Annotated in this window: 30 protein-coding genes, 2 pseudogenes and 1 other annotated feature; of the genes and pseudogenes, 8 read left to right on the top strand and 24 right to left on the bottom strand. The window is 46.2% G+C overall.

Annotated features, from left to right (window positions below):
* The 14 genes and pseudogenes from ACRPK8_RS06945 to ACRPK8_RS06880 all read right to left on the bottom strand — a co-directional run.
* Window positions 1-719, bottom strand: a 719-nt coding sequence (locus ACRPK8_RS06945) for an RNA-guided endonuclease TnpB family protein (RefSeq protein WP_432237545.1), incomplete at its 3' end; no start/stop codon positions are given.
* A 170-nt stretch (window positions 720-889) separates the two neighbouring features.
* A complete protein-coding gene (locus tag ACRPK8_RS06940; protein WP_432237544.1) occupies window positions 890-1,555 on the bottom strand; it encodes a hypothetical protein in 666 nt (221 codons plus the stop codon).
* A gap of 21 nt (window positions 1,556-1,576) precedes the next feature.
* Complete coding sequence (locus ACRPK8_RS06935; protein ID WP_432237543.1) at window positions 1,577-2,155, bottom strand: hypothetical protein; 579 nt, start codon at window positions 2,153-2,155, stop codon at window positions 1,577-1,579.
* Window position 2,156: 1 nt separating this feature from the next.
* A complete protein-coding gene (locus tag ACRPK8_RS06930; protein ID WP_432237542.1) occupies window positions 2,157-2,879 on the bottom strand; it encodes a DUF2750 domain-containing protein in 723 nt (240 codons plus the stop codon).
* A gap of 30 nt (window positions 2,880-2,909) precedes the next feature.
* Window positions 2,910-3,512 (bottom strand): hypothetical protein, encoded by a 603-nt coding sequence (locus ACRPK8_RS06925; protein ID WP_432237541.1) that lies wholly within the window; start codon window positions 3,510-3,512, stop codon window positions 2,910-2,912.
* Between the two features lie 83 nt (window positions 3,513-3,595).
* Window positions 3,596-4,135, bottom strand: a complete 540-nt coding sequence (locus tag ACRPK8_RS06920; RefSeq protein ID WP_432237540.1) for a hypothetical protein — start codon at window positions 4,133-4,135, stop codon at window positions 3,596-3,598.
* 16 nt (window positions 4,136-4,151) lie between these two features.
* Window positions 4,152-5,453, bottom strand: a complete 1,302-nt coding sequence (locus tag ACRPK8_RS06915; RefSeq protein ID WP_432237539.1) for a hypothetical protein — start codon at window positions 5,451-5,453, stop codon at window positions 4,152-4,154.
* A gap of 612 nt (window positions 5,454-6,065) precedes the next feature.
* Window positions 6,066-6,737: pseudogene (locus ACRPK8_RS06910) on the bottom strand (permease).
* Window positions 6,738-6,784: 47 nt separating this feature from the next.
* Window positions 6,785-7,255 (bottom strand): DinB family protein, encoded by a 471-nt coding sequence (locus ACRPK8_RS06905; protein WP_432237538.1) that lies wholly within the window; start codon window positions 7,253-7,255, stop codon window positions 6,785-6,787.
* Between the two features lie 127 nt (window positions 7,256-7,382).
* Window positions 7,383-8,195, bottom strand: coding sequence for an ankyrin repeat domain-containing protein (locus tag ACRPK8_RS06900; protein WP_432237537.1), 813 nt, complete (start codon window positions 8,193-8,195; stop codon window positions 7,383-7,385).
* A gap of 107 nt (window positions 8,196-8,302) precedes the next feature.
* Window positions 8,303-9,169, bottom strand: a complete 867-nt coding sequence (gene galU, locus ACRPK8_RS06895) for a UTP--glucose-1-phosphate uridylyltransferase GalU (RefSeq protein WP_432237536.1) — start codon at window positions 9,167-9,169, stop codon at window positions 8,303-8,305.
* A 186-nt stretch (window positions 9,170-9,355) separates the two neighbouring features.
* On the bottom strand, window positions 9,356-9,685 hold the full coding sequence (locus ACRPK8_RS06890) for a hypothetical protein (protein ID WP_432237535.1): 330 nt from the start codon (window positions 9,683-9,685) through the stop codon (window positions 9,356-9,358).
* Window positions 9,682-10,290: an AAA family ATPase gene (locus ACRPK8_RS06885; protein ID WP_432237534.1), complete on the bottom strand. Its 609-nt coding sequence runs from the start codon at window positions 10,288-10,290 to the stop codon at window positions 9,682-9,684. The genes ACRPK8_RS06890 and ACRPK8_RS06885 overlap by 4 nt, the downstream gene beginning before the upstream one ends.
* 35 nt (window positions 10,291-10,325) lie before the next feature.
* Window positions 10,326-11,210 (bottom strand): LysR family transcriptional regulator, encoded by an 885-nt coding sequence (locus ACRPK8_RS06880; protein ID WP_432237533.1) that lies wholly within the window; start codon window positions 11,208-11,210, stop codon window positions 10,326-10,328.
* A gap of 172 nt (window positions 11,211-11,382) precedes the next feature.
* On the opposite strand from ACRPK8_RS06880, the gene ACRPK8_RS06875 reads away from it, so the two are divergent.
* Entirely contained in the window at window positions 11,383-12,366 is a 984-nt protein-coding gene (locus tag ACRPK8_RS06875) for an MFS transporter (protein WP_432237532.1), read from the top strand.
* A complete protein-coding gene (locus tag ACRPK8_RS06870) occupies window positions 12,326-12,562 on the top strand; it encodes a hypothetical protein (RefSeq protein WP_432237531.1) in 237 nt (78 codons plus the stop codon). The genes ACRPK8_RS06875 and ACRPK8_RS06870 overlap by 41 nt, the downstream gene beginning before the upstream one ends.
* Before the next feature lie 125 nt (window positions 12,563-12,687).
* Here ACRPK8_RS06870 and ACRPK8_RS06865 read toward each other — a convergent pair whose 3' ends face one another.
* From ACRPK8_RS06865 to ACRPK8_RS06835, 7 genes and pseudogenes are all read right to left on the bottom strand, one after another.
* Window positions 12,688-13,353, bottom strand: coding sequence for a phosphotransferase family protein (locus ACRPK8_RS06865; RefSeq protein ID WP_432237530.1), 666 nt, complete (start codon window positions 13,351-13,353; stop codon window positions 12,688-12,690).
* A 19-nt stretch (window positions 13,354-13,372) separates the two neighbouring features.
* Window positions 13,373-14,338, bottom strand: coding sequence for a LacI family DNA-binding transcriptional regulator (locus tag ACRPK8_RS06860; RefSeq protein WP_432237529.1), 966 nt, complete (start codon window positions 14,336-14,338; stop codon window positions 13,373-13,375).
* A pseudogene (locus ACRPK8_RS06855) lies at window positions 14,313-15,161 on the bottom strand (Cof-type HAD-IIB family hydrolase). The gene ACRPK8_RS06860 and the pseudogene ACRPK8_RS06855 overlap by 26 nt, the downstream one beginning before the upstream one ends.
* A gap of 113 nt (window positions 15,162-15,274) precedes the next feature.
* Window positions 15,275-15,748: an NUDIX hydrolase gene (locus ACRPK8_RS06850; RefSeq protein ID WP_432237528.1), complete on the bottom strand. Its 474-nt coding sequence runs from the start codon at window positions 15,746-15,748 to the stop codon at window positions 15,275-15,277.
* 20 nt (window positions 15,749-15,768) lie between these two features.
* Entirely contained in the window at window positions 15,769-16,179 is a 411-nt protein-coding gene (locus tag ACRPK8_RS06845; protein WP_432237527.1) for a hypothetical protein, read from the bottom strand.
* 30 nt (window positions 16,180-16,209) lie between these two features.
* A complete protein-coding gene (locus ACRPK8_RS06840; RefSeq protein ID WP_432237526.1) occupies window positions 16,210-16,572 on the bottom strand; it encodes a hypothetical protein in 363 nt (120 codons plus the stop codon).
* Complete coding sequence (locus tag ACRPK8_RS06835; protein ID WP_432237525.1) at window positions 16,560-16,871, bottom strand: hypothetical protein; 312 nt, start codon at window positions 16,869-16,871, stop codon at window positions 16,560-16,562. The genes ACRPK8_RS06840 and ACRPK8_RS06835 overlap by 13 nt, the downstream gene beginning before the upstream one ends.
* 156 nt (window positions 16,872-17,027) lie before the next feature.
* Here ACRPK8_RS06835 and ACRPK8_RS06830 point away from each other — a divergent pair, with 156 nt between their 5' ends.
* Window positions 17,028-17,684, top strand: a complete 657-nt coding sequence (locus ACRPK8_RS06830) for a hypothetical protein (protein ID WP_432237524.1) — start codon at window positions 17,028-17,030, stop codon at window positions 17,682-17,684.
* A 58-nt stretch (window positions 17,685-17,742) separates the two neighbouring features.
* The gene (locus tag ACRPK8_RS06825; protein ID WP_432237523.1) at window positions 17,743-17,994 is read left to right on the top strand and encodes a hypothetical protein; all 252 of its coding nucleotides are present in this window, start codon (window positions 17,743-17,745) and stop codon (window positions 17,992-17,994) included.
* Here ACRPK8_RS06825 and ACRPK8_RS06820 read toward each other — a convergent pair.
* The gene (locus ACRPK8_RS06820; RefSeq protein ID WP_432237522.1) at window positions 17,973-18,449 is read right to left on the bottom strand and encodes a GNAT family N-acetyltransferase; all 477 of its coding nucleotides are present in this window, start codon (window positions 18,447-18,449) and stop codon (window positions 17,973-17,975) included. The two genes, ACRPK8_RS06825 and ACRPK8_RS06820, sit on opposite strands and share 22 nt — an antisense overlap.
* A gap of 16 nt (window positions 18,450-18,465) precedes the next feature.
* Entirely contained in the window at window positions 18,466-18,951 is a 486-nt protein-coding gene (locus ACRPK8_RS06815) for an SMI1/KNR4 family protein (protein ID WP_432237521.1), read from the bottom strand.
* 65 nt (window positions 18,952-19,016) lie between these two features.
* Window positions 19,017-19,262, bottom strand: a binding site (T-box leader).
* An 84-nt stretch (window positions 19,263-19,346) separates the two neighbouring features.
* On the opposite strand from ACRPK8_RS06815, the gene ACRPK8_RS06810 reads away from it, so the two are divergent.
* Both ACRPK8_RS06810 and ACRPK8_RS06805 read left to right on the top strand, forming a co-directional pair.
* Window positions 19,347-19,898: a GNAT family N-acetyltransferase gene (locus ACRPK8_RS06810; protein ID WP_432237520.1), complete on the top strand. Its 552-nt coding sequence runs from the start codon at window positions 19,347-19,349 to the stop codon at window positions 19,896-19,898.
* A 109-nt stretch (window positions 19,899-20,007) separates the two neighbouring features.
* The gene (locus tag ACRPK8_RS06805) at window positions 20,008-20,922 is read left to right on the top strand and encodes a hypothetical protein (RefSeq protein WP_432237519.1); all 915 of its coding nucleotides are present in this window, start codon (window positions 20,008-20,010) and stop codon (window positions 20,920-20,922) included.
* Window positions 20,923-21,020: 98 nt separating this feature from the next.
* On the opposite strand, the gene ACRPK8_RS06800 is transcribed toward ACRPK8_RS06805, so the two are convergent.
* The gene (locus tag ACRPK8_RS06800; RefSeq protein ID WP_290778695.1) at window positions 21,021-21,245 is read right to left on the bottom strand and encodes a DUF2188 domain-containing protein; all 225 of its coding nucleotides are present in this window, start codon (window positions 21,243-21,245) and stop codon (window positions 21,021-21,023) included.
* Window positions 21,246-21,655: 410 nt separating this feature from the next.
* Here ACRPK8_RS06800 and ACRPK8_RS06795 point away from each other — a divergent pair, with 410 nt between their 5' ends.
* Together ACRPK8_RS06795 and solA are read left to right on the top strand one after the other, a co-directional pair.
* The gene (locus ACRPK8_RS06795; RefSeq protein ID WP_432237518.1) at window positions 21,656-23,389 is read left to right on the top strand and encodes a methyl-accepting chemotaxis protein; all 1,734 of its coding nucleotides are present in this window, start codon (window positions 21,656-21,658) and stop codon (window positions 23,387-23,389) included.
* Between the two features lie 70 nt (window positions 23,390-23,459).
* Window positions 23,460-24,602: an N-methyl-L-tryptophan oxidase gene (gene solA / locus ACRPK8_RS06790; RefSeq protein ID WP_432237517.1), complete on the top strand. Its 1,143-nt coding sequence runs from the start codon at window positions 23,460-23,462 to the stop codon at window positions 24,600-24,602.
* Window positions 24,603-24,645 lie beyond the last annotated feature (43 nt).

The raw sequence follows: 24,645 nt of genomic DNA, 5'->3' as shown, positions 1-24,645 counted from the left end.
ACCTTGTGGTCCTTGTCCCGCATCCACCGCTGTTCCTTCTGATTGCGTCGTTTGATAGCCTTCGGCTTCTTCTTTTTACCGAGTGCCTTCCGTTCCGCACGGAACTTGCGTTTCATATACTTGTTCTTACGACCGTTCCCGAAGAAACGGGTCGTGTCGTCATCGGTGACGGCGACCGCCGGCACTTTCAGTCCGAGGTCAACCCCCATCACCCGCACCCCCGTCCGAGGGACGGTCGGGACATGGACGGAAATCTGAGCGATCCACTTCCTTCCCTTCTTCGTGACCCTGAGCGTCCCGAGTTTGTTGGCAAGGAGTCGGGTATTCCGATTGTCCTTGTCAACCACGGCAGCACGGAATCGCATCTTCACGGACTTCCCGTCCATCCAAACGGGGAAGGAGATGCTCTCGAAGTCGAAGGAATAGTTCTGATTGTTCCAGACGCAGACCGGCTTTTTGAGGACAGGGATGCGTTTGAAATCCTCTTTCCTCGCCTTCTTGTAGATGCCGACGGCATCTCCTGCGAGTTGGTTCTTCACGGCGCTCGGAAGAGGGGTGTCGATGTCCTTGCTCGACCACCTCTTCCCGTCCTCGGAGGCGACCATGTTCTCCACGACTCGGTTGGCGGTCTGGATATAGGTCTTGCCCATCTTTTTTAGCATGGCATCCTGACGACGCGTGGTATAGATTCGAACTTCTACCGTGACGACTTGACTCATCTTTGACACCTCCTTCATCATAATAGTCAACTCCATTATAGATTTACTATCAATGCATTTCATCAGGAAGAACAGTCGGGGACATGCGGTGTCTGAAGACACCCCGTCCCCGAACTCGCTATCATCCCACCCCTAAAGGAGTGGGCTTTCTCGCTCGTACATTCTGTAACTCAACCCTTTAATTCTTGTTGCATCCGCCACTCCATGAATCCGGTGGTTTGCTCTTGCTGAAAACGAATCCAATCCGTTAAGTTTTGATTCAGCTTCTGCCATTCGTTAATACATTCCGATTTCAAAACCGCATCATCGAGTTGCTCGATTAGTAACCAAGCCTCTGTTAAGGTTGCTGCATCTTCCTTTATTTCTCCTAAATACAAGTCTTCATTGAGATGGTGGAAAGAATACCAAAGTCCATACAAGTGATGATCAATCATCGTCTCGATCGCTAACTGCTCCCGTCTTCCCCCTCGCTTAATCGCCTCTTGTAAGTAGATGAAGCGGTCATCTTCATCAAAGAAAAGACCATACCAGCGATACGGTCGAACGTCACCTGGCAACTCTCTCATCCATTGATTCAAGATTGGTTTTAGAAGGCGTTCTTTTAGCGGATGAATCAAGAGGAACGAAGCGTCTGTCTCTCCTTCACAGGTAGACAATAACCAACTCACAAACGTCCGCTGTCGCTCGAAGTTCCACGTATTCGCTTCTTCAATGAATCTATCCATATGTACTAACCACTCTTTGCGTAAGCCACGATTTTTGGCAAGAAGAGCGGTGTGAAGACGTGGTACCTCAGAAACGGCAGGGTCTTGTAGTAACTGATCTAGAAGCGACATGTTTCATCTCCTTGTAAAATGTCATTGCTCCACTTTCATTTGTTGTCTCGTTTTTCGAAGATGAAACCATAATAGTATTCCCGTGCCTATCGAAAGAATCGGGAAAAGATACGGGATATATGATTCCTGCTGATGAATCACGTGCATGAAAAAGTAACTAATGAAGCAGACAATTCGAAGCCATGTAGGAAGATAACCTTTACTGAGAAAAGCTAAAAGCATCAAGGGAATACCCATTCCAAATACTACAATTGGTAAGACAGAGAACGGTATCACTAACTGAAACAGACCGAATCCCACCAGAAAATAAGCGATCCATGACGTCCGGCGGCGAAATTTCTCGCGTTCCTTTCGTCCGGGTTGCATCCCGTAAATATCATCCTGCCTGTATCCTTCCGCTTGTTTCTCGGCAATCAGTTCCTCCATCCGTCGTTTCGCTTGACGCCTCGTCGAGTACTGTTCTTGCTTCTCATCGCTGACATCTTGATCCAACTTCCATTGCTCGGTGACACCGTGATACATCTGGATTGTTCGACCATCACGATACAAGTACCAAAAGTACGTAATGCCATCCACCTGTTTCCTGAGTGTCTGAATCATGTTAACCCTCCAGATCTGCTAGGACGTCTTCTGGATCCAGCTCAAGTCCGACGAGCTCCGGTCCCCAATCCAAGCCACAATACAGTCCATCGTTAATCATGTTCGGTAACCAGCCATTCATGTACAAATCCAGGTCTAAGCGAATCAGATGATAGTTCGCCCATTCCTTCGTCTGCAGTGCTTTTGCCGCCGCTTCCGTCGAAAAGAATAATAGGTCGTCCGTTTCCTCTTGATTCGACGGACAGTACGCCCAGCCCGACTGTTCCAGCTTCGACAGACCATAGACAGCACCCGTCTCAACAACCGTCTGTAAGAAGTCTTCTGCTTGTTCCGCACTCTGTTCCATTTGTTGTTCCTTTTCAACGAACGCATTCAACGTCGGTGCTATCGGGAATAATTCTTGTTCTTCGTGGTCCCACAAGACGATCGTCTCTGTGTCCGGTAACTGATATCCGAGTTCGTCACCTGTTCCGTCACTGGCGATTCGTAAGAAACCGGATGGATAGTCCTCCGCATCCGTCGTGTTGACACGAACAAGGTCGTCCCATGTCCGCTTGATGTACTGCTCGTCCTTGATCGGATGAAACTCCCATTCTCCGACATTAAACTTGTTTTCGTGCTTGTACCGATTTCGTAGTTCTTTCGGAAGCTCGAAGCCGAGTACTGCCTCTACTTCTTGTAGTCTCTCTTCTGTAACGCCAGGTAATCCGATTTGATATGTCATTTTATATAACTCCTTTGATCTTCAATTGAATTATTCGAAGGTATTTAGTTCATGGTCGATCTGATAATCCGTTGGTAAAATCGCTGTTAGCTGATCGACATTTTGAAAGGCATCTCCATTCGAAAACCACATGAAACCGAGCGCATCATGCGATGGAAGGATAAACGGCAATCTATCACGTGCATCAATTACATGCGTATATTTCGCTTCTTGAAAAATCCATCTCCCAGAAGTCTTCAACTCAAACGTAGGTCGTGCGAACGTGACGAGGAACGTTTCACTATAAGCAGCCCGAAAGAAGGACTCTTTTAAGACGAAATGCAGACCATTCGCATCCACCACTTCGATACAACAGTAAAAACTGGTGCGTCGCTGATCACCTTCGTACCGTGGATGTTCATGGTATACGAATGGTCGCAATTTTAAACGCTCTAAAAGGTCCATTTCATCTTCTCGAAGCTCATCAAAATTAGTCGTGATATATAAAGGAAAATGATTGTAGCGAACTAACGTTTCATACAGTACTTCCTCCGTCAATTCACTTGTAAAGCTACCTACTGAATGGTCATAACACATGATCTCGTACATAGTTTGCAATGGACCAAGCACGTTAATTTCGGATGTCTGAAGCATACGTTGGATACTCTTCGACTGAAAAGAATATTCGTCGATTGTCAGCTCGTTCATACTGTATCTCCAATCTGTGTCGTCATCGTTCAATTTTTCCGGTTAAAATTCTTGCCTATGGGATAAAGTCCGGTCAAGCGTCTGCCGTAATGAACTTTTGCCTGCCCCATTCGAATTTTCTTCACATTAAACTGGTCCTTAAAATAATCAATGACGGGTTCAACGATATAAGACGGCTCCAAGATATGAAGGACAAATTCGATCGCTTCTGGACCAAATTCATCTTCAACAAAATACCCATTGCCGATTTCAAAAAGAAAACCGTTGAGGTCTTCTTCAATGCTCGAACGATGCTCAAAGATGACGTCATACTCTGTATCCTGACAAAAGATCTCGACGACAACCTCATAGTAATCTGCTTCTTGAACGACGGTGTATCCATCTTGTTCTTTCTCCGCTACGAGCTCCCCAATGTAGGCATCCAGATGAAAAAAGCGCGAGAACTTTTGCTCGCTCATTGTTTCTTTCAATCTCTCTCCCATGATGCCGTGAAACGTGTAGAGTGTCCGTCCATCCTTTTCGAACAGCCAAAAATGATTCTGACCGTTAATTGGTTTGATGAGTTGCATGACTTCCCTCCCGTTCTTATAGATCCGCAAACCATTCTCCATTCAGCTGGCGAATCACCGTATCGCTTGGTAACTGTTGTCGTAGTCGTTTCGCCCAGTCCGTCCGAAGATCATAGGCGAATTGTTCTTCGTTCGAGAGCAGATAAAGCATTGTTCCATCATGGCCGACAATCACGACGGTCGTATCTTCCGGATAAACGAACCGATTTTCTAAGACACGTGTTTTTCGGTACGTCGTTTCGACCTCTTGTTGAATCGACAGATGATCGGAATAAGAAAACATGAACAGTTCGTTCATCGACGCAACTCTATAAGCGTGTTCAATGATGAGTTCGAGCATCCTAGCATTTTCAATCTTTACCGTGAAAAAATGACTCTCCCTTGTCGATGTTCGTTTTCCACGTAACCAACCGTTCGTTTGTTTCTGTCTAGACAAGACATGTGAAGTGAACGACATATGATGTTGCGAGAAGAACGCTCTGTTGTCTTTGTCTTCCTCTTCAAAAGCAAAAAAGGTCGCGTAGATCGGAAAACGATTTTGATGATTTAGAAAATCAAATAGGAAGGTTCGCGTTTTGACCGTATTACCTTGTGCTTCCGAGTCAAGATCAATGGCATACGCCTTTTTTAAAGGTCCATCTAGTACTAATGGTCGTTGAATTTCATCTTTAAAAAGAGAATCCTTGACTTCACATTCGAGAACGAAAAGTTGTCTCTTAGCGTGCAATGCTTTAATTAATTCATCTTCTCCCACCAGTGGATGTCGCTTTAAATTAAGCAACTGCATCTCAGTTTCATATAATATCTCGTTAAATTCCTCAATACCGTATTGTTCGATGTATGCGACTTCTGAAGCAAAGATCGGCACGAACCAGACTGGTAACACCGTCTCCGGTTCCCCGAATGCCGCGTTCCCTTTATAGACTTGAAATGATTCTTTAAAGTAGAACGGTGTCGTCACGTATAGGGCAGCGAAGCCGTACTTCGATAACAATCCATCCGGTATCGGTAAATACTCGCCTAAATCATAAGCGTGTCCAGTCTTTAATGCTTCTAGCGTCAAGCGATAGATCAATTCAATTAAATCCGACTCGGCATCTTGTTGCATGACGGATAGCATCACTTCTTGATGGACGATGGCACCGTTCTCGAATTGCAACGGGTGGTGCAATAATCCAAGTGATGTCACGGTAATCGCATTCGCAAACAGTACATTTTGAAACTGCAACAATTGAATCGCATGATCTTGTAATTCTTCTATCTCAAGATGACCAGTACTTTCACCACAATGGGCTTCTAAGTGTTCTATGTAATTCATATTTTTATATCCTCATTTCATGACATTTAAAAATATCATTTCCAACAAATATCTACTACCATATATTATATGTTTCACGATACATTTTTGGAATTTTTTATTTTTTCTAGTGAAAAGTTTTGTGACATCTGGAAACGATAAAAAATGACTCCGGTTCAATACCGAAGCCATCTCATAGCAACGTAAAAAGATAAAGCAACTGTTTAAAATGTTCATCCGTTAGGCTGCACTCACATATACCGTTTTCGTTTGTAGAACTTTTTTTCGATCCATGTCCAAATCCGAATTGCTAGGTAAACATCGATTATGCCAATGATTAACGCAACGACAATCATGAGAACACCACTGTTATCAGAAACAAGTAGAGGATGTAAAATTGTAAAAACCACACTCAAAAGAATTGGTATTGTGATACCCATCCAAACAGAATTAAACAATAACGTCTTCCACATTCAAATCATCCTTTTGCGTAGAATATAGTTTGTTGAAACATAACATATGTTTAATATAGAAGTATGTTTAGGAGCAATTTAATGAATGAAGTAAATGAAATGAGATGATAGAAACTTGACTATAGAAGAAAACATCGTTGAATTTTTTGAAAGAGTTGATTTATAAAAATCGGTTAAGATACGATTCAAATATTTTCGTCATGACTTTCGGCGTGTTCTCGATATAGATCCGCATCTGCCCGACGTTTGCTTCGACGGCATTCTCGTCCTTCTCCTCCGTCGGAAAATCGGAGATACCTTTGATGATGATACAATCGATCCCGTTTTTCTGACAGATGTAAGCGACAGCCCCCGCCTCCGTATCGGCAATCGTCAGACCGTTATCACGCAGTTCAATTTAGTCTCGCCACATGACGACGGCGCGGTCTGCCGTTCCGATCGTTCCGAGATGAAAGTCGTCGCCATATTTTAAGACGTCGAGATCGACGACGAACGACGGTTTGATGAGTGGTTCAATCTCTTTGACCGTACAATCATATTGAACTGCACGATCCGGCACGATGATATCGAGTACGTCATACCTCGGGTCGATCCCGGCACACGTTCCGGCAATGATAACTTTCGTCAATGGAAAGCGGAGGATCATATATTGATTCGCACCGATACCATTTACTTTTCGTACTCCTGTGCTGTAAAACAAGAGCGTTTTCCCATTGATCTCACGCGTGAAATATTCTCCATACGGATAGACGATTCTTTCTTCAGGCGAGACATGAAAATATGCGATCGTCGCGTCAAACTCCCATGTGGTGGCGATACTGATTCCAATCATTCAACATACTCCTTTTTGAGAAGTCACTATTTTTTCATTCACCTTCATTAATCCCAAACTCGTACCCGCTCAACATCTGCTGTTCTTAAGTAATCGAGTAACTGTCCTGTATGCACTGCTTCGTGATAAGCAATTCGTAACAGCATATCACCGAGCGACCGTACATATCCTGATTCGGAACGATCAATCTGAACCGACGCTAAATCTGATTCCGGTAGTTGCTCGACATATGTCATGAATTCCTCACGATAGACTGCCGCAAAGTCTAATTCCGCTTGTACGGATACGAAGTCGCGTCCTTCATACGGGGACTCATACGACAATAAACTGCCTCGGTTCTGCAACGCTAAGTAATAATAATACTCGCTATCTAATACATGACGGATCATCTCGAAACACGTCATGGCATTCTCATCCGGTTTCCAGTTCAGTTTATCTTCAGGAATCGACTGCCAGACTTTGACGCTTCTTCTTCTCACTTCGTTTAAATTCCATACTGTCCAATCAATTGCGTTCATGATACATCCTTCCTTTCAATGACGAATAAACGTTCCCTTAATCTCTATTTTGACAAAGCAATTGGAAAATCCTTTAAATTAAAAACAGGAAGCATCCTCAGATGTTTCCTGTCTTGTCGTCCATCGTTCACTTATTCTCTTCTTCAGACAATGCATCGATCTCTTTTTGTCGTAAAATCTCCGCAATCTGATGGTGTTCATTCTCCAGTGCCGCATCACGGGCTGTCCGCCCGTCTTCATTTTGATGAAGCGGGTCAGCACCGTAGGAAAGTAACAATCGAACGACGCGTTCATATCCGTAAGCACTCGCTAATGCAAGGACTGCCGTATCCCCATCCGCGACGTTTTCCGCCTCGATATCGGCTCCCGCCTTTAGAAGTACCTTGACCGCTTTCGGATGATTGTTCCCGACGGCGAGATACAGCGGTGTGAACCCGTCCAGTCCGACGGCATCGACTTTTGCTCCTGCTTCCAGTAACAGCTGGATTTTTTTCGCTTTGCCTTCCTGCGCCGCGTAATGGAGCGGTGTCACACCTTCCCCGTCATCCGTCCGTTGGTGTAACAGTTCGACATGTTGTGCTAGTTTCCGTAAAACTTTTTTATTGCCGGACCGTCCCGCTACTAAATGAAGCGCTGAAAGACCATGTTCATCCAAGTCAAGGTGTGCTCCCCGCTTGATCAACAGCAATCCAATGTCCGTCTGTTTGTCATACAGTGCGATATGCAACGGAGACATCCCGTCCTGATTCGGCAGGTTAACATCCGCCCCATGATCGAGCAACAGTTCGACGATCCGTTGATACCCTTCCTGAATCGCCCAATGAAGCGCCGCAAACCCTTCTTCATCGAGTTCGTTCAGATCATCACCACGTTCGATGCAGCGCATGACTTGTTTTCGTTTGCCCAAAAAAGCCGCATCTTGGATGGATCGTTTCGTCATGTCCGTTCGCTCCTCACCTGTTTCGTCGTTGTCCTTCTTATTTTACAACAAGAGCCTGTTGGAATGCGCGAAAACCACCCTGAATTCTTTCAGGGTGGTCCACCTCATTAAATATCCAACGTCTGAATGAAAGCCTTCAGTTCGTCACGCATCTCTGCATCCTTCAACGCATATTCGATCGTCGTCTTGACGAAGCCGAGCTTCTCCCCGACATCATACCGGTTGCCTTCAAAATCATACGCAAAGACTTGGCTATCTGCGTTCAAGCGTTCAATCGCATCCGTCAATTGAATTTCGCCTCCTGCCCCCTTCTTCTGATTCGCTAGATAATCGAAGATATCGGGTGTCAGCACATATCGTCCCATGATGGCGAGATTCGACGGTGCCGTACCAAGAGGTGGCTTCTCGACGAATTGATTCACTTCATAAAAACGACCGTCTTGCGACACCGGGTCAATGATGCCGTATCGATAGGTCTCTTCAGGAGCAACTTCCTGCACACCAATGATGGACTTTTGTGTTTGATCAAAGACATCCATCAGTTGTTTGATGGCTGGTGTATCTGACTCGACGATATCGTCTCCGAGTAGGACAGCAAACGGTTCATTGCCGATGAATTGTTTTGCCGTCAGGATGGCATGACCGAGACCCTTTTGTTCCTTTTGACGAACATAAAAGATGTTCGCAAGGTTCGTCGAGAAGCGGACCTTCTCTAATAGGTTCGTTTTTCCAGCCGATTCGAGCGCGAGTTCGAGTTCTTTTTGATTATCGAAGTGATCCTCGATGGCTCGTTTATGTTTTCCGGTAACGATGATGATATCTTCGATGCCTGCTTTTGCTGCTTCCTCGACGATATACTGGATTGTCGGTTTATCGAGAATCGGTAACATCTCTTTTGGCATCGCTTTTGTCGCCGGTAAGAAGCGTGTGCCGAGTCCCGCTGCTGGAATGATGGCTTTCGTGATTTTTTTCATTAAAATTCATCCTCTACAAGTTCAAGTAGTTTGAGTGTCATATGTTAATTACTTTCAAAGATTATTAATGATTAGTTCACATAAGTTTACAATATCAGTCACGTCTATCAATTGAGATACAGTATTCTATTCAACAATTACTAAGCTCAATCCTTTATTTAATATAATGTGTATACGTTCTAGCGTCTAAATTCCAAAGAAAGTCCATCCGCAATCGGTGATAATGACTTCATCCGCTCGATACAACGCATGCACAGTTTGAACACTATCTTGGTACTCGACGAATTCGAATGGCGCATAACTTTCTGCATCCATCGTCAGGCGGATCGTTCGATTGCCGATTTTTTCTGACACCAATTCTTGCTCCCGTACCAAGATGGATTGGTGTGCTGTTTTTTCTAACCGAATCGTTTCGTAGGTCTTTCCGATCTGAACTGATTCTCCTTGTTCTATCCAGTAGACCTGTTTTTCGTCTTGTCCCTCGATGAGGGGATACGTCAGCTCTTTCAAGTTCATATTTCGCTCCCCCTTCCTAAGATTCCGGTGACAGACAACTGATGAATCGCTGCTTGTCGGACTTTCTCCGGGGTTTTCGCTGTCGTATCAATCGGATAGACCGGAAACTGTTTATACCAGTTTTCTTCGAGTGCCCAAAGCGGTTGATGTCGTTCAAAGGATTGACGAGTTCTTGTCTGATCAGCGTCCCGACGCGTTTGTAAGAGTTGGTTTGACGCGCGTAAATAAAGAATCTGGTCGGACCGACATTCTCTTAATGCTTCAAGTTCCGTCTTTAAACGAGATTCAATATCCCAGTCATGCCCATGTATCTGTGGATAATGAAGCGTGTAGAATTCAAGATCCTCCGGACCGCGGTCTAATATGATGTGTCCATCGGGAAAATGGCGAAATCGTTCGATTTCCGCTTGAATGAACAGGCTCTGATTCTCAACGAATCCGTCTTCGGTACGGATGTCTAATCCGAGCTCTTTTCGTTTTTGAACGATCGGATATGGATTTTCATAATAGACATGCAACTCCGGGTAAGCGTCTTCGAGCGCTTGCGCTAATGTCGTCTTCCCTGATGCCATGCCGCCTTGAATCGAAACGATATGTCGATGCATGTTATTATATTTCTCCTTTAGCTCATTACGATTTGTTATGGACGGTCCACCGTTTCAGTGAACAACGATTGCGCTGTTTCGATGAATACTTTCGTCGCCTTCGACATCTCTTTCTTATTTCGTACTGCAATCTTAATATCTGGTGTTTCGATCGTTTCCAGTTGACGAATTAGACTTTCGCTCGATAATCCAGCGATATTTTGTCGTGTCGTGATGACTACACCTAGTCCTTCTTCCATCATCTTAAGTCCCGTCTCGAGGTGCTGCATCTCATATCGCACATGTGGTACAAGACCTTGATCCTGAAATAACATCTGCACCTGTTGTTTTGTCTCCATTTGTTCAATCAAGAGCGACTCTTCCGCCAGATCGAACAGACTGATTGATACTTGATGTGCTAAACGATGGTGTTCCGGTAACACGACGACCCATTCATCTGATACAAAAGGAAAACGATCAAATTCCTCGTCTGTAGCCGTGATGATTCCGACATCTACACAGTCGGTTCGCAACCATTGCTTGATTTGGTCAACGGTTCCTTCCCACAGTTTGACTTCCAGTCCCGGATACCGCTCATCCATCGTTCGGATGATTTTCGGTAAAAAACGTGTATACGCCGTTTTATAGACCCCGACATGGACCTTTCCGATCGCTAGTCCTTGTTCCGATGCAATCAATTCATCCACTTTATGAAATTCACTATTGATACGTCTTAAAATGACAAGAACCTGCTCGCCGACCTCGGTAAAGAACAGTCCTTTTTTCTTATCCCGTTTGATTAGTTTCGTTCCAAGTTGTGCCTCGACTGACGCAATTGTCCGACTGACCGCTGGTTGTGTCATGTGTAACTGTTCTCCTGCCGCTGTAAAACTTCCCGTCTCAGCAATTTGAAGAATCAATTCGATTTGTGCTCTGTTCATAACGTTTTTGGTATACCCCCTATGCGAAAGATGCATTTCATTTATCATAATCGCTACTGTACTATGACCAAGTATCGCAAATCAACTTGGACAGATGAATCTTCTTAAACGTCTAAATGAACTGGGATACGAATTGAAATAGAAACAGTGAGGTGTGGATATAATGAAACACATGGGAAAAATTTATTTACTTGCCATCATCAGCTTTTTAAACGGGACATCAGAATATGTCATTGCCGGTATATTGGATCGCATCGCGGATTCCAATCAAATATCTGTCTCGTCTGCCGGACAGTTGATCACAGTCTTCTCGATTGCTTTCGGAGCGGGCACGCCCTTTTTAATTGCTTTGACGGCACGACTCGAACGAAAAAAATTACTGGTCTATGCGCTCAGTTTGTTCTCGATCATCAACGTATTAATTACCTTCTTATCAAGTTATGAGCTGCTGATGAGCGCACGAATCTTATCTGCGCTTTGCGCCGGTGTCATTCAAGTCACGCTATTAACGCTCGCTGCTGTCCTTGCCGCACCAGGAAAACAAGGAAATGCCATCGCAACTGTCGTCATGGGTAATAGTACGGCGCTAGTTATCGGTGTTCCGATCGGTCGCGTCATTGCTTCTCATTATGAATGGCATGTCATTTTCGCTGGTCTTGGAATCATTGGACTCGTCTTGGCACTCCTGACATTCGTTTGGATTCCTCAAACGGTCGCAGAAGAACCGGTCCCGTTACGCGAACAACTTCACTTCTTCGTACAGCCGCGTATCGCTGCTTATTTATTGATTACGTTCCTATGGTTAGGTTCTTATTCCATCGTCTTTACCTATATTTCGCCTTACTTTTTAGATGTCTTTCATAAGAGTGATCAAGCCGTCACGGCAGCGCTGTTCCTGTTTGGAATCGCTAGTGCGTTTGGTTCTAAGCTCGGTGGCATCAGTACGGATAAATGGGGTACGTTTTGGACGCTTGTCGGTGACGGCACTACATGCGATCGTACTGCTGCTGTTCCCATTGATGGGTCACGTCGCATCTGCCTTTTATATCCTCCTCATCCTTTGGGCGTTAGCGGCATGGTCCTCCGGTACACCGATTCAATTACGAATGATCACGTTGGCACCAGCTGCTGCAAGTATCGTTTTAAGTCTGCATAGTGCATTCGGACAAATCGGGATGGCAGCAGGAGCCGGAATCGGCGGCATCGCAGTCACGAATGGTTTGTTACAGTACTTGCCCTGGATTGGTGCACTTGCGCTTACGCTTTCAGTCGCTGTTATCGTAACGGATCACCTCTTCGCGAAATCAACCAGCATTCAGGAATTAGAGGAAATGCGATATGTCGAAAAATAATCGCTACCTCTCACTTCTCAACTGAAATACGCGGCAAGATCCGGATGCTCGATCAGTTCCTTAATTCGTTCTTGCTCAGCATCCGGGATTTGCTCAAGCGTCCTAAGAATGGCCATGAGTCGTAACTAGTCTGCAAGGTTCGATAGCTGGATTGACGAAACAGCTTGATAGCGGTCGAGGTACTCGCGACAGACGTATCGTCGCACCTCGTCCGGCACCGCTGTTCCACCCGCTGTCCGCAGTAAGAGCAACGTCCGCGCGACATCCGCGATCGGTGGACCTGTCGTCGCATCATGCCAATCAATGACGACGAACGTGTCATCCGCTGTCACGAGGATGTTCTGAAAATGAAAGTCTCCGTGGAGCAACCCTTGCTGTTGTGGAATGTGAAGTGTTTGTAGCAATCGTTCCGCCTTCAAGGGTAACTGGGGTGATAGATGAAGTATTTTTTGCTGGGCGACATCGTGCCATTTAGGCGCTACACGCGAGTGATACTGATGAATCTGTTGATGTAATGTCGCGAAGGCGTTAAGAAAGTCCGTTATTCGCTCCGGTTCAAACAGGTCTAAGAATTCGTTGCCGTCGATCCGCTGCATCTCAATGAACGGCGAATCTTCTAATTCAACGGCATATACGTTTGGCGTCGGGATGGTCGTCTCCCCAAGTTCTTCAAGCATACGAAACTCCTGTATGATTCGTTGTATTTCAATCGATTCATGGAAGTATTTACGAACTCTCTCGTCAGAGATCGTCATCACGTTATCGGTCGCACCGGCTTTTTTCTTATTCATCTATATAACCCCCAGTCTCTTATGTCGTTTGTCGAATCATCAAAGAAGGTTCCAGTAAAGAACTAGCTCTTTCACTCTGATTCAGCGCGTCATTCAATAATTGTTCTGCTGCCAGTCTGCCAAGCATTATAACCGGTTGTCGGATCGTTGTTATTTCAAGCGCTCTGGCAATTGGTACATCATCAAATCCCGTAATGGCGATATCCTCTGGCACCCGAATGCCATCCTTGCGAAATTGATGGATGAGACCTGCTGCGACTTCGTCATTGCCGACGATGATGGCGTCTGGTAAGTCTATCGTTAGAAGTTGACCTGCTAGTGCTTGTCCGTCTTCGAAAGAGTAGCACCGATCCGCGTACCATTGAATTCCATGACGGAGCGTAGACGTCTTGAGATATTGGTCGAACGCCTCCCGTCTGACTCTTCCGACTCCGCTATCTGGATTTCCAAGACAGAGACCGACTGTTTGTGCTCCTCGTTCTTCTACATGTTGCAGCAACATCGTGATCGCTTTTCCATGATTAAAAAAGAGCGACGGCACGATATCCTGATGGTCTTCGCAGGCAACGACTGGTCCAAGCGTCCGCATCGTCTTAAGTAACTGCGGCTGACTGATGGCGCCAATGATCAATCCGTCAATCCGCTTATCGCGAAGGTATTGCATACTCGCTTCTTCTTTTGCTGGATCATGTTCCGTCTGGATGACAAGGAGTGTGTGGTTTCGTTCCATGCACACTTGACCAATCCCCTCGAGTAATTGATGAAAAAACGGATGACCGATACGCGGCACGAGGACACCAATCGTATTCGTCTTACCGCGTGAGAGGTTGATCGCATTTCCGTTCGGACTATACTCCAGTCGCTCCATCACGTCTAAGATGGTCCGCCGCTTTTCTTTTGATACATGCTTATGACCGTTTAAGACACGGGATACCGTCGACTTCGAGACGCCCGCTTGTTTAGCGATGTCCGAGATGTTCGCCATGCTGTTCCTCCTTCTTTTGTTCCCATCGTTCTAATCCGTTTAATGCCTCCGCTACACCGTCCTCGTCATGATCACTGGTGAGATATGTCGCTCTTCCTATGACAGAAGTTTCAGCGTTTCCCATGGCAATCGATGTTCCCGCCACTTCGAACATCGGTAGATCGTTTTGATTATCACCGATCGCAATGATGTCCTCGGGTGTCATCCCGTACGCTCTCGCAATGTCTTGAAGGGCAGTCTCTTTTGTCACTCCGTTTGCCATGACTTCTAAGTTATAGGTACCTGAACGTGTCACGGAACAGATCTTCAGCTGAAGGAGTTGTTGCTCGAGGTGTTCGAGCTGCCATCTGTCAGGTGAGATGAACATGAATTTGATGACGTCCAGTTGATCGATTGCGATTTCGTCAACTTCCTCAATACCATATTGCGTTAATTGAGCCTGAATCGCTTCTTGAAACGCACGATCTCCGCCTTGAAGAGCAGCAAGCGAAAAGCGCGGTAACAGGATGTTGTCTTGTAGATAAATATGTATGAATACGTTTGTAGATCGTACGATCTCCCAAATCGTTCGACTGCTAGAACGGTTCAAAAAACACCGTCTATCTTGTCCTACCTCGACCTCTGCCCCATTCGCACCAATGACCGGACAATCCAGTCCGTGTTGCGCTAGAATCCGTCGCGCATCAAAGGCAGCTCGCCCGGTGACGATGATGACGATATCTCATTGGGCTTGCCGTTTCTTGATGGCTGCCTGATTTTCCGCCGAAATTCCGTGTTCCTTATTTAATAACGTTCCATCTAAATCAATCGCAAAGCATCGCATCGCGTTTCCCCCTTTTCGTGTCCTCTTGATGCTACAGGCTGAAACGCGTCCCAGTGCAACAAAAAATCTTGAATGAACAGTTCATTCAAGATTTTTGTTTTTTACCTGTTGCTTCAAATGGAGACATGATGCGCTGTCCGTTGTTTCTGAACATACTCCATCAAGATCGGTCGTTCCGGTGGATTGAGGTTTTCTGGTAGCTGATCCATAGCGAAAAAGCGTAATTCTGCGACTTCTGACGGATCCCGAACCACTTCACCGGTATAAGCTGTACACAGAAATGCCGAGATCACATTATAAACTTCATCCCCATGCGGATACTTATAGTAAAACGCATCACCCGAATAGACGTTCAATAATTTGAAATGCTCCGCTTCAAGACCGGTCTCTTCCCTTAATTCTCGTTTTGCTGTCTCTACGAGCGTCTCCCCAATCTCAAGCGCTCCACCAGCGAGTCCCCAGCAACCGTTATCTTGCCGAAGTTGTAACAAGACTTCTTGTTTATCATTGACGACGATGACACACGCCCCTGCCATGACGAGTGGTCGTGTGCCGACGAGTTTGCGTAATTCTGTGATGTATCCCATGTCATTCAGTCCTTTTCCATTTAAATCACTTTCGTTCGGACGCGCATCCGTTTGAGTCCCGTCAATAGGAGACACAACAAGATGATGCCCGAAACGAACAGTACGTACGTATGAATTGTAAAGAGGGCACGGAAATCGATTACGGCAAGATTCTGCTGCACCTCAATCCAACTACTTAGTATGATTCCACTGATTGCAAGTAAGATGACTACGCCGACCTGTCGACGTGTCAACGTAACATACGTCAAAACACGCATGCCTTCACGGATCACGAACGGTAGGAGAACGAGGAGTGCTGCGACCGGTAAGATGACCGGGTCACCGCCTTGCTGAATCGGCATCGACCGGGCCAAATAGCCAAACAGAAAAAAGAAGCCACACACGAACAACAATAATCCGAACGCGATACTCGCATTTGAGGCTTTGTTCATCCTACTTCCCTCACTTTTCAAAATAGTTGATTACGAAGAAACTGCACTTTGGTGCCATACGCCCGCTGCATCAAGCCGGACCCGATGTCTGCCGTCGAGTTCCATCTCGATCGGACTGACCTTCGCTGTCTTCGGTGAGAACAACCATGTCCGTCCTTCTGGGACGAGCAAGATATGCGTTCCATCTGCGACCGGTCCGAGGAAGTTGAGTGACGCGCCGTTGAGCGGACGTTCCCGTCGCTCGAGAACGCCGATCTCTGCTAACTGCTCACCCACTTCAAGCACATCTTTTACCGTCAGACTCATCTCACCGATTCCGAGGATGTCGGATACATCAAACGTTTGATCTTCTTTGGTCGGATTGATTTGATGCCGCGCAATCAGTTCGAGCACGTTCTCATCCGGATCATAAAAGTAGCAGGAATGCGAGTCCGTGAAATCAAATAAATCTCGTCCTGTCCATCTTCGATCAAGAGTAGTGTCCGTTCTACGAGCCACGCTTTTCCTTGTTGGAAGACGTTTTCCGGAATGTTGAACGCCATATGGTATTGTGTATCAACATCGTCCGTCTGTCGATATGTCAGTTGATCGGTACCGATTTGCATCGTAAACGACTCGTTCGTTTCCGAGACGAGCGGGAATCCGATCTGGTTTATGTAAAAAGCCTTCATTGTCTGTAGATGGCGTGTCACAAGAGTGGTTTTTGAAATGTTCAAGCTGATGACCTTCCTTCATTTGCAGTAAAATTTATCAAAAAGCGATATGCTTTATTTTACCACTAATGGTAAAATCATGACGAATGGAAAGTCTGATTTTTCAGATATATTTATACCTGAGAGGATGTTTTGATGAAATTATTAATCGCTCAACCAAAACGCGAGACCGGACTCGAGCAATTTGAACGTGAAATCGCCGCTTATCCTGAAGTCGACCTGATCGTCTATCCGGAAGGGTATTGTACGGTCGCAGAACTCGAACGCGTGCAACACCTTGCTAAACAGTTCAAAACAGCCATCGTCCTCGGTTACAAAGATGAAGCGAATCTCGATCGCGCTGTCATCATCGATGCGACCGGGACGATTCTGCTGGATCGCGCCAAAACACCAGAAGTTGGACCGCTTTATACACCTTCAACAGCAAACGACGGGTCGTTCCGCTATGGATACGTCCTCTGTCGCGAAATCTTCTTAGGAAACGACGGACTACGCGAGGAATCCGGACTTGATCTCATTTTCAACCCGATTGGCGTCGGCATGTTCAGCGAGGAACAATACGCCGAGTGGTCCGGTGAAGCACGTAGTATAAGTCAGGCGCAACAAGCACTCATGATCGGAACGAGTCATGCCGATGGTTCGTACCGCAACTGTGGTTTTTCGATTCCGATTGCCTTCATCTATGACGAGACCGGTGAACCGTTGCTGTTGTCTCATAACGATACGCGGACACGTCTGTTTGATACGGTCACGCGTCACGTCGAAGTCGTCGGTACACCCTCTTTATCGTAAACGAACACACGCTTCTTCCGGTCAGAAGAAGCGTGCCATTTCTTCAGGAGGTGCTCATATGTCTCAAACAGATCGTGCGTCATTCTTTTGGAAACGATACTTCTATGTCTTCTTTCCTTTGTTCCTCTTCGGCGTCAGTCACGAATCGTACCTGGTCGATAATCCGTTAGCCAACCTCGAGGACATCGGTGAGTTCGTCTTCTTCTTTTGCCTTTATCTGTTTAACTTTGCCGTCCTTGCCGCTCTTTTGACGAATCTGTGGTGGTTTTTCCTTCCGACAAAACCCGCTCATTCCGAAACCGATTTTTGATAGGAAACGAGTGTCGCCCGTTCGTTGAGCGGTTGACTGACACCGGTCAATCGGTAACCCATCTTCTCATAGAAGTAACAGTTACGCGTCTCTTCGCGAATCGTCCGCAGTTCCCATGTCGTTGCAGCCGGATATGCTGCTTCAACGAGCTGTAATGCGCGTTGGGCGATTCCTTCACCTTGACGGGCTGGATCTAAGAACATCGGACTGATGGCGTAGCGACTCGGCGCTTTCGCAACGACACAAATCCCGCCGACGACGACATCGTCGACGATGATTTGATGGAATGTACTGCTTGGATGCGTGATCCGGTGAATGACACGATCAATCGATTCGTTCGCCGGATTCATTGCAAAATCTTGATACCGCTCAAGCGTCTCTGAAAACGCCTCGATTTGAAGCGTATGAAGCTTCGCAGCGTCTGCAAGAGACGCTGTCTTTAATTGAATGTCCAATAATACTCTTCCTCTCTTAACGGAACCATTCCCAAAATGGTGTACCTTGCGCGACGATCAAGTAGTCGAGCCATCGCTCGAAGCCAAACGGCATCACGTCTTCCTCCCATTCTTCGAAATTAAGAAATTCCCCACTCCAAATCCGATTTCCTGCCGGGCGATTCATCTCGTAGACGATCCACTCCCCGTCCGGTCCTGCACCGATCGCTAAGAAGTTTTCGGGACATTCCCACATCTCGCTATACGTCAGGCAATCCTCGATCGAAAAGAGTTCGAATCCATCGTTGTAGGATAACGTTTCGTGCTGAAACAGCTTCGCCCCGTTATGTTGACGCAAGAACGCCTGATAGTCGTTTGCCGTCCACGCAGGTAACAGCGCGAGCTGTTCGTCCGTTGCTCCTGGATGGAAGATAAAGCGTTCTCGTGCAACTTCCCCTTCTTCTTTTTGGACCTCTAACAAACCGTCGACGAGTCGACCTTTTAATGCTTCTAATGCAATCATGTTCTTCTCCTTAACAATATTCTTTTGTCGGTAACTAAGAGAATACAAAAAAGTCCGCCCCCTTTGACAGGGACGGACTTCACCGCGATACCACCCATATTCCGCCGAGAATACGTGTTCTCGACAGCACTTCGTTGCGCACTAGCATGCGCATTCCATGTAACGGTGGACACCCGGTCACGCTTACTGAATGGTTCAGTGTGACTTCTCAGAGAGGATCTTCATGATTGATCTGACTCCCGGTTCTCAGCAATCCCGGTTTTCTGTAAGGCAGAGAGACAATCATTACTTTTTCTCGTCAACGAAATGATATGCTCTTGTTGTGGAGAATCTTACCATATGCCTTAAACACTGTACAATAACTTTTTATATTTTCTTGCAAAGGAGTTTTTTGAATGTTACATACTTTCCCAACGCTTAAAACGAACCGTCTCGTCTTACGCGAAGTGTTACCCAAAGATGCTACGAGTGTCCTCGCCTATTTATCAGACGAACACGTCGTCAAACAGATGGGACTCGACGCCTTTCAATCGGAAACAGACGCGCTCGAAGAGATCAATTGGTACGCTTCGATTCGTAGCGATGGCACGGGCATCCGGTTCGGGATCGCGTTACAAGAAGACGATGTCATCATCGGCAGTTGCGGATTCTTGAATCAGTCGGCACGCCATCAGCGGGCAGAACTCGGGTTTGAGTTGAGCCCAGCCTATCAGGGACAGGGCATCGCGAAGGAAGCAGCGCTTGCGGTCATCGCATATGGGTTTGAGGAGCTCTCTTTAAATCGTATCGAAGCACTCGTCTTACCAGCAAACACCGCGTCTCAACGATTACTTGAACGACTTGGTTTTCAGCGCGAAGGCTTGCTGCGTCAATATGAAAACTCGCGTGGTCAGTTCGATGATTTGTATATGTACTCGATACTACGGAGTGACTGGTATAGAATTTAACCGAAAAAACTATTCCCTTTATTTCAAAATGATTGAAATCAAAAATGATGATATTGGAATATACTGTTAGGTGTAAGCAATCATTTTTGTCATTTAAGGGGGAACCATCTTGAAGAAATGGATCGCAGCAGGTCTTGTATCATCATTAGCATTCGGTGTCATGCAGACATCAATCGTTGAAGCAAGTTCAAGCTCAAAAGAAGTGGCTAAACTGAAAAAGGAAAAAGCAGCACTTCAAAAACAACTGACCGACGAAAAGAAAAAAACAAAGAAGTCGGAAAACGCCTATAAGACGTTACAAGGACAGCACACGAGTCTTTCAAAATCTTATAAGTCATTAGATACTAAGTACAAGAATCTTCAAGTCGAGAACGAAGGGAACAAAAAGAAAATCAAAGAGCTTTCGACTGGGTATCGCCTTCTCGCATCTTCAAAATCACTTGTCACAGACGGAGCAGTCGTCACTGGTAAGTACAAAAATACAGAAAGCTTGTTGATGCTTGGTAAAACGCCATATGTACCATTACAACTGTTAGCAGACCTTTCGGGATTACCTCTAATCGAGACCTCTACTGCGTATGAAGTCGGAACACTCATTTCAGGTACTTCACTTTCATCGATTCATATCGGGGCTTCATCATTTGGAGCGATTGAAAAAAATCAATCCATTTTAGTAAACGGTAAATTGAACAATCAAAATGTTATTTTATCGGGATTCTACAACGACGAATATGCTACGTTTAGTCTGGATCGAAAATATAAGAAATTGTCTGGTCAACTGTCCCTTTTGACTGAACAAGCTCTAACAAAAAATTCGAGTGACTTGAACTATGCTTATCCAGATGACGAAATGACTCTTGTATTCTCCGACAATAATGGAAAAGAACTTGGTCGCTATGATGTTGTCTATGGAGATGATCCGATTGACTTTGACGTTAATGTGACGGGTGTGACGAATCTTCGTGTAACTGCAGAAGGAAACGATACAGTGACTACATTGATTTCACCTGTGCTGACAAAATAATAAAGTAACGCCTAGAAGAGAGCATTATATATCTCATCTAGGCGTTTTTTCACTTACAAAAGACACGCTCTTATTCAGAACGTGTCATATATGATGGCTCAACCTCGTGGTGGAAATGGATCATGACCGTAGGAATCTTTTTCACGGATTTGTCCTTCTTTGTTATGAATGACGAGCTCCGTCTTCTGATTTTTAGCGATCCGCCGTCCTTCGGCGATCGCTTCTTTTTGTGTCGGAAAACGTTTCGTCGCCCGGTCCGCCCCATCTGCTTTCACCTGATAGCCCCCTTGTGGATGCGGTAGGACATGTTGATTACGCTTCATCGGCTCCTCTCCTTTCCCGTTACACTACATCGCACTGATGTGCATCCTGATGTCCCTGTTTTAATAGGATTTTTGCTTGGCATCGCAAGCATGTCATCAACCGGAATGATGTTTTTTTCTTATTGACGGCATGTCTGTGTAGTTCGTTTTCATAGACGTGTCTTGCTTTGACTCGGGGAACTGCTTCACTGTTCATATTACTTCCTCTTCCCTCATCTTGAATTTTTTTCTATCTTTATTCTCCCCTGAATCATTCTTCATCAATCCTGTTTTAGATAATCCGTCCCCTTATATTGATCCGTCCCTTTAAAAATCGTCGAAAAGTCCTGTTTAATAGCTATTAAAACGACCGATAAATCAAATACAGCATTAGAATCCACGACGAGAGGAAGAACGATTTGAACTCATCTATGAAACATCATTCACTTCGGACACGTTTATTGACAATCATCAGCCTTATTTTAATTACCTTCTTTATTTTCAGCAGCATTGCACTTTACTTCAATACGAAACAAACGGCTGTCTCGACGTTAAAGGCGACCGCAGAAAAAGATGCCCTTCGCATCAGCAAGACGTTCGATACAGCTACTTATGCTGAATTCCTAAAATCGCCTACCGTATCAGAACAGTATGAAGCGTTACGAACGCAACTCGATACATTACGTAAACAAAACGGACTTCTTTACGCCTACACAGCGCGGATCGACCAAAACAAGGTCCGCCTGTTGATTGACGGTCTCCCTAAAAAAGATGCCGCAGAGATTGATGAACCGGCAAGTGGCGCACAAATGGCGGATATGAAAGACGTATTAAAAGGAGGGACACACGCAACGGACATCATCAATGACCCTGTTTATGGTCAATACATGAGTGTCTATGTTCCTTTAACGGGTGCATCAGGAGAAATCATCGGGATTCTCGGTGTTGATATCGCAGCTAAAGAAGTCACCACTTTGACGACAGATTTATTAAAAGAGACTGCCCCACTTTTCATCGGTTTATTATCATTACTACTCGTAATAGCGCTTGTTCTTTTATATATCGTACTCGGTCGTAAATTACGTCCGCTCGAGACGTTACAGAAAGTCGCCGCCTTAATTGCCGAGGGACGACTGGATCAGGCAAAACAGACGTTGAACGATTTGACGATTGCTTCGAAAGACGAAATCTATGCGCTTGCGATCTCAATTCGCGATATGAACGAGATGCTCCAGACGATGATCGTCGACATTAAACAGACGGCGACACTCGTCTCAACAACGAGTCAATCGATCGATCAAAGTACGTCAGAAGTACTCGACGGATCAAAACAAATCGCCCATACGATGTCAGAGATTGCGACCGGAACGGAAAGTCAGACCCAGGTCACGCTCTCGTTAAATGACGAGATGAATCGATTCGCCGGATTGATCGAGACGACGAACCGGTCCGGTGTCGAAATTCAGGGAACGTCGGAGCAAATGGCAACGTTGACCCGTGTCGGACGCGAACAGATGTCGGCGTCCGTCGAACAGATGCGTCACATTCATCAGCATGTTACGAAGTCCGCAGAACAGATTGATTTGTTAAAACAACAATCATCGGACATCCAAACACTCGTCGGGATCATCCGTGGCATTTCCGAACAGACGAATCTACTCGCCCTCAACGCAGGGATCGAAGCGGCACGCGCTGGTGAACAAGGAAAAGGGTTCGCCGTCGTCGCAACCGAGGTCAAGAACCTCTCGAGCCACGTCGCAAGTAGCGTCAGCGAAATCGCGACGATTGTCACCTCCATCGAAGCAAGCGCACAACAGATGCAACATAGCTTCAAGACGACGGTCGAAGCGACGGCGACCGGTGAACAGATCGTCCTCGATACGGACACGACGTTCGAACGGTTGACCGATCAAGTCACGCACGTCTCAACGGCAACACAGCAGATGACGCAACAGATGGAAGACGTCTTGCAGGCAGAACGATTCATCCGTAATGCCTTGACGGAAATTGCCGCTGTCGCGGAAGAACATACAGCGAGTAATGAGGAAGTTGCCGCTGCGTCTGAACAGATGATTGCGACGATCACGACGCTCCATACGCTCGTCGGTGATTTGAACGAGCGGACAGAACACTTAGAACAGGAAGCCCGTCGCTTCGAGATTTAATCTTTCATTTGTTCTTTTCTGGTTCTCACTCTATACTGGTGTGAACTTACATATGAAGGAGTCGAACGTGATGTCCCATTATGATGTCATCATCGTCGGTGCCGGATCCATGGGAATGGCAGCCGGCTACTATCTCTCACGTACCGATCAAAACATCTTATTGTTAGATGCTCACGATCCACCGCATGATCAAGCGAGCCATCACGGGGAGACTCGGATCATTCGCCATGCCTACGGGGAAGGTGAAGCCTACGTGCCACTGGCGTTAGCCGCGCAACGCTTATGGTACGAATTGGAACAGATCAGCGGTCGGAGCCTGTTTCTGAACACCGGAGTTTTGAATGCCGGTCACCGCTCGTCCCATGCGATGCAGACGATCATCAGGAGTGCAACGCAGTATGAATTACCGCTTGAGATCCTGACGGCTGACGAAATGAGAACGCGCTGGTCCGGCTTAACGATGCCCGACGAGTATATCGGTTGTTTTGAACCGACGTCCGGTGTGTTGAAGTGCGAGGATTGTATTGAAGCATACCGCGATCTTGCTGTCGCGAATGGTGTCGACATCGGGACGAATGCGAAAGTGACGACGCTTACCGCCCACACTCATGGTGTGGACGTAACCGTCGGAACAGACACCTACTCAGCTGACGCGTTAATCGTCGCAGCCGGTGCCTGGTCTGGTCCGTTGCTCGAACAGACTGGACTCTCCTTACCGCTGCGCCCTATCCGTAAGACGTTCGCCTGGTTCGAAGCAGCGGAAGAGGTATTCAATGACGCGGTGTTCCCTGCCTTCGCCTTTGATACACCCGCCGGTTATTATTACGGTTTTCCAAGTATCGCTCAAGCCGGTCTGAAAATCGGACGCCACGACGGCGGCATCCCGGTTGATCCAAATCAACCACGCCGTCCTTTCGGTCAAGAGACGGGTGATCTGGCTGATTTACGACAATTCACGAATACGTTCATGCCCTCAATCGATACTTTAACTCACGGCAAAACGTGTCTTTATACGATGACGCCAGACGAAGATTTCATCATCGATTTGCATCCGGACTATCCGCATATCGCGATCGCTGCCGGCTTTTCCGGTCACGGATTCAAGTTCAGCAGCTTAGTCGGAAAAGTACTTTGTGAATTGATCATGGAACGATCGACGACTGAACCGATTGGACCGTTCGCGATTAAGCGATTTGCGAAATACAACACATGAAACGACAAAGACCGGCAACGAAAATGCGTTGTCGGTCTTCTCT

This window comes from Exiguobacterium sp. TDN 0502 (assembly GCF_050846835.1).
Lineage (GTDB): Bacteria > Bacillota > Bacilli > Exiguobacteriales > Exiguobacteriaceae > Exiguobacterium_A.
The sequence above is the reverse complement of the archived record's forward strand: the minus strand, read 5'-3'. Positions and strand labels throughout refer to the sequence as shown.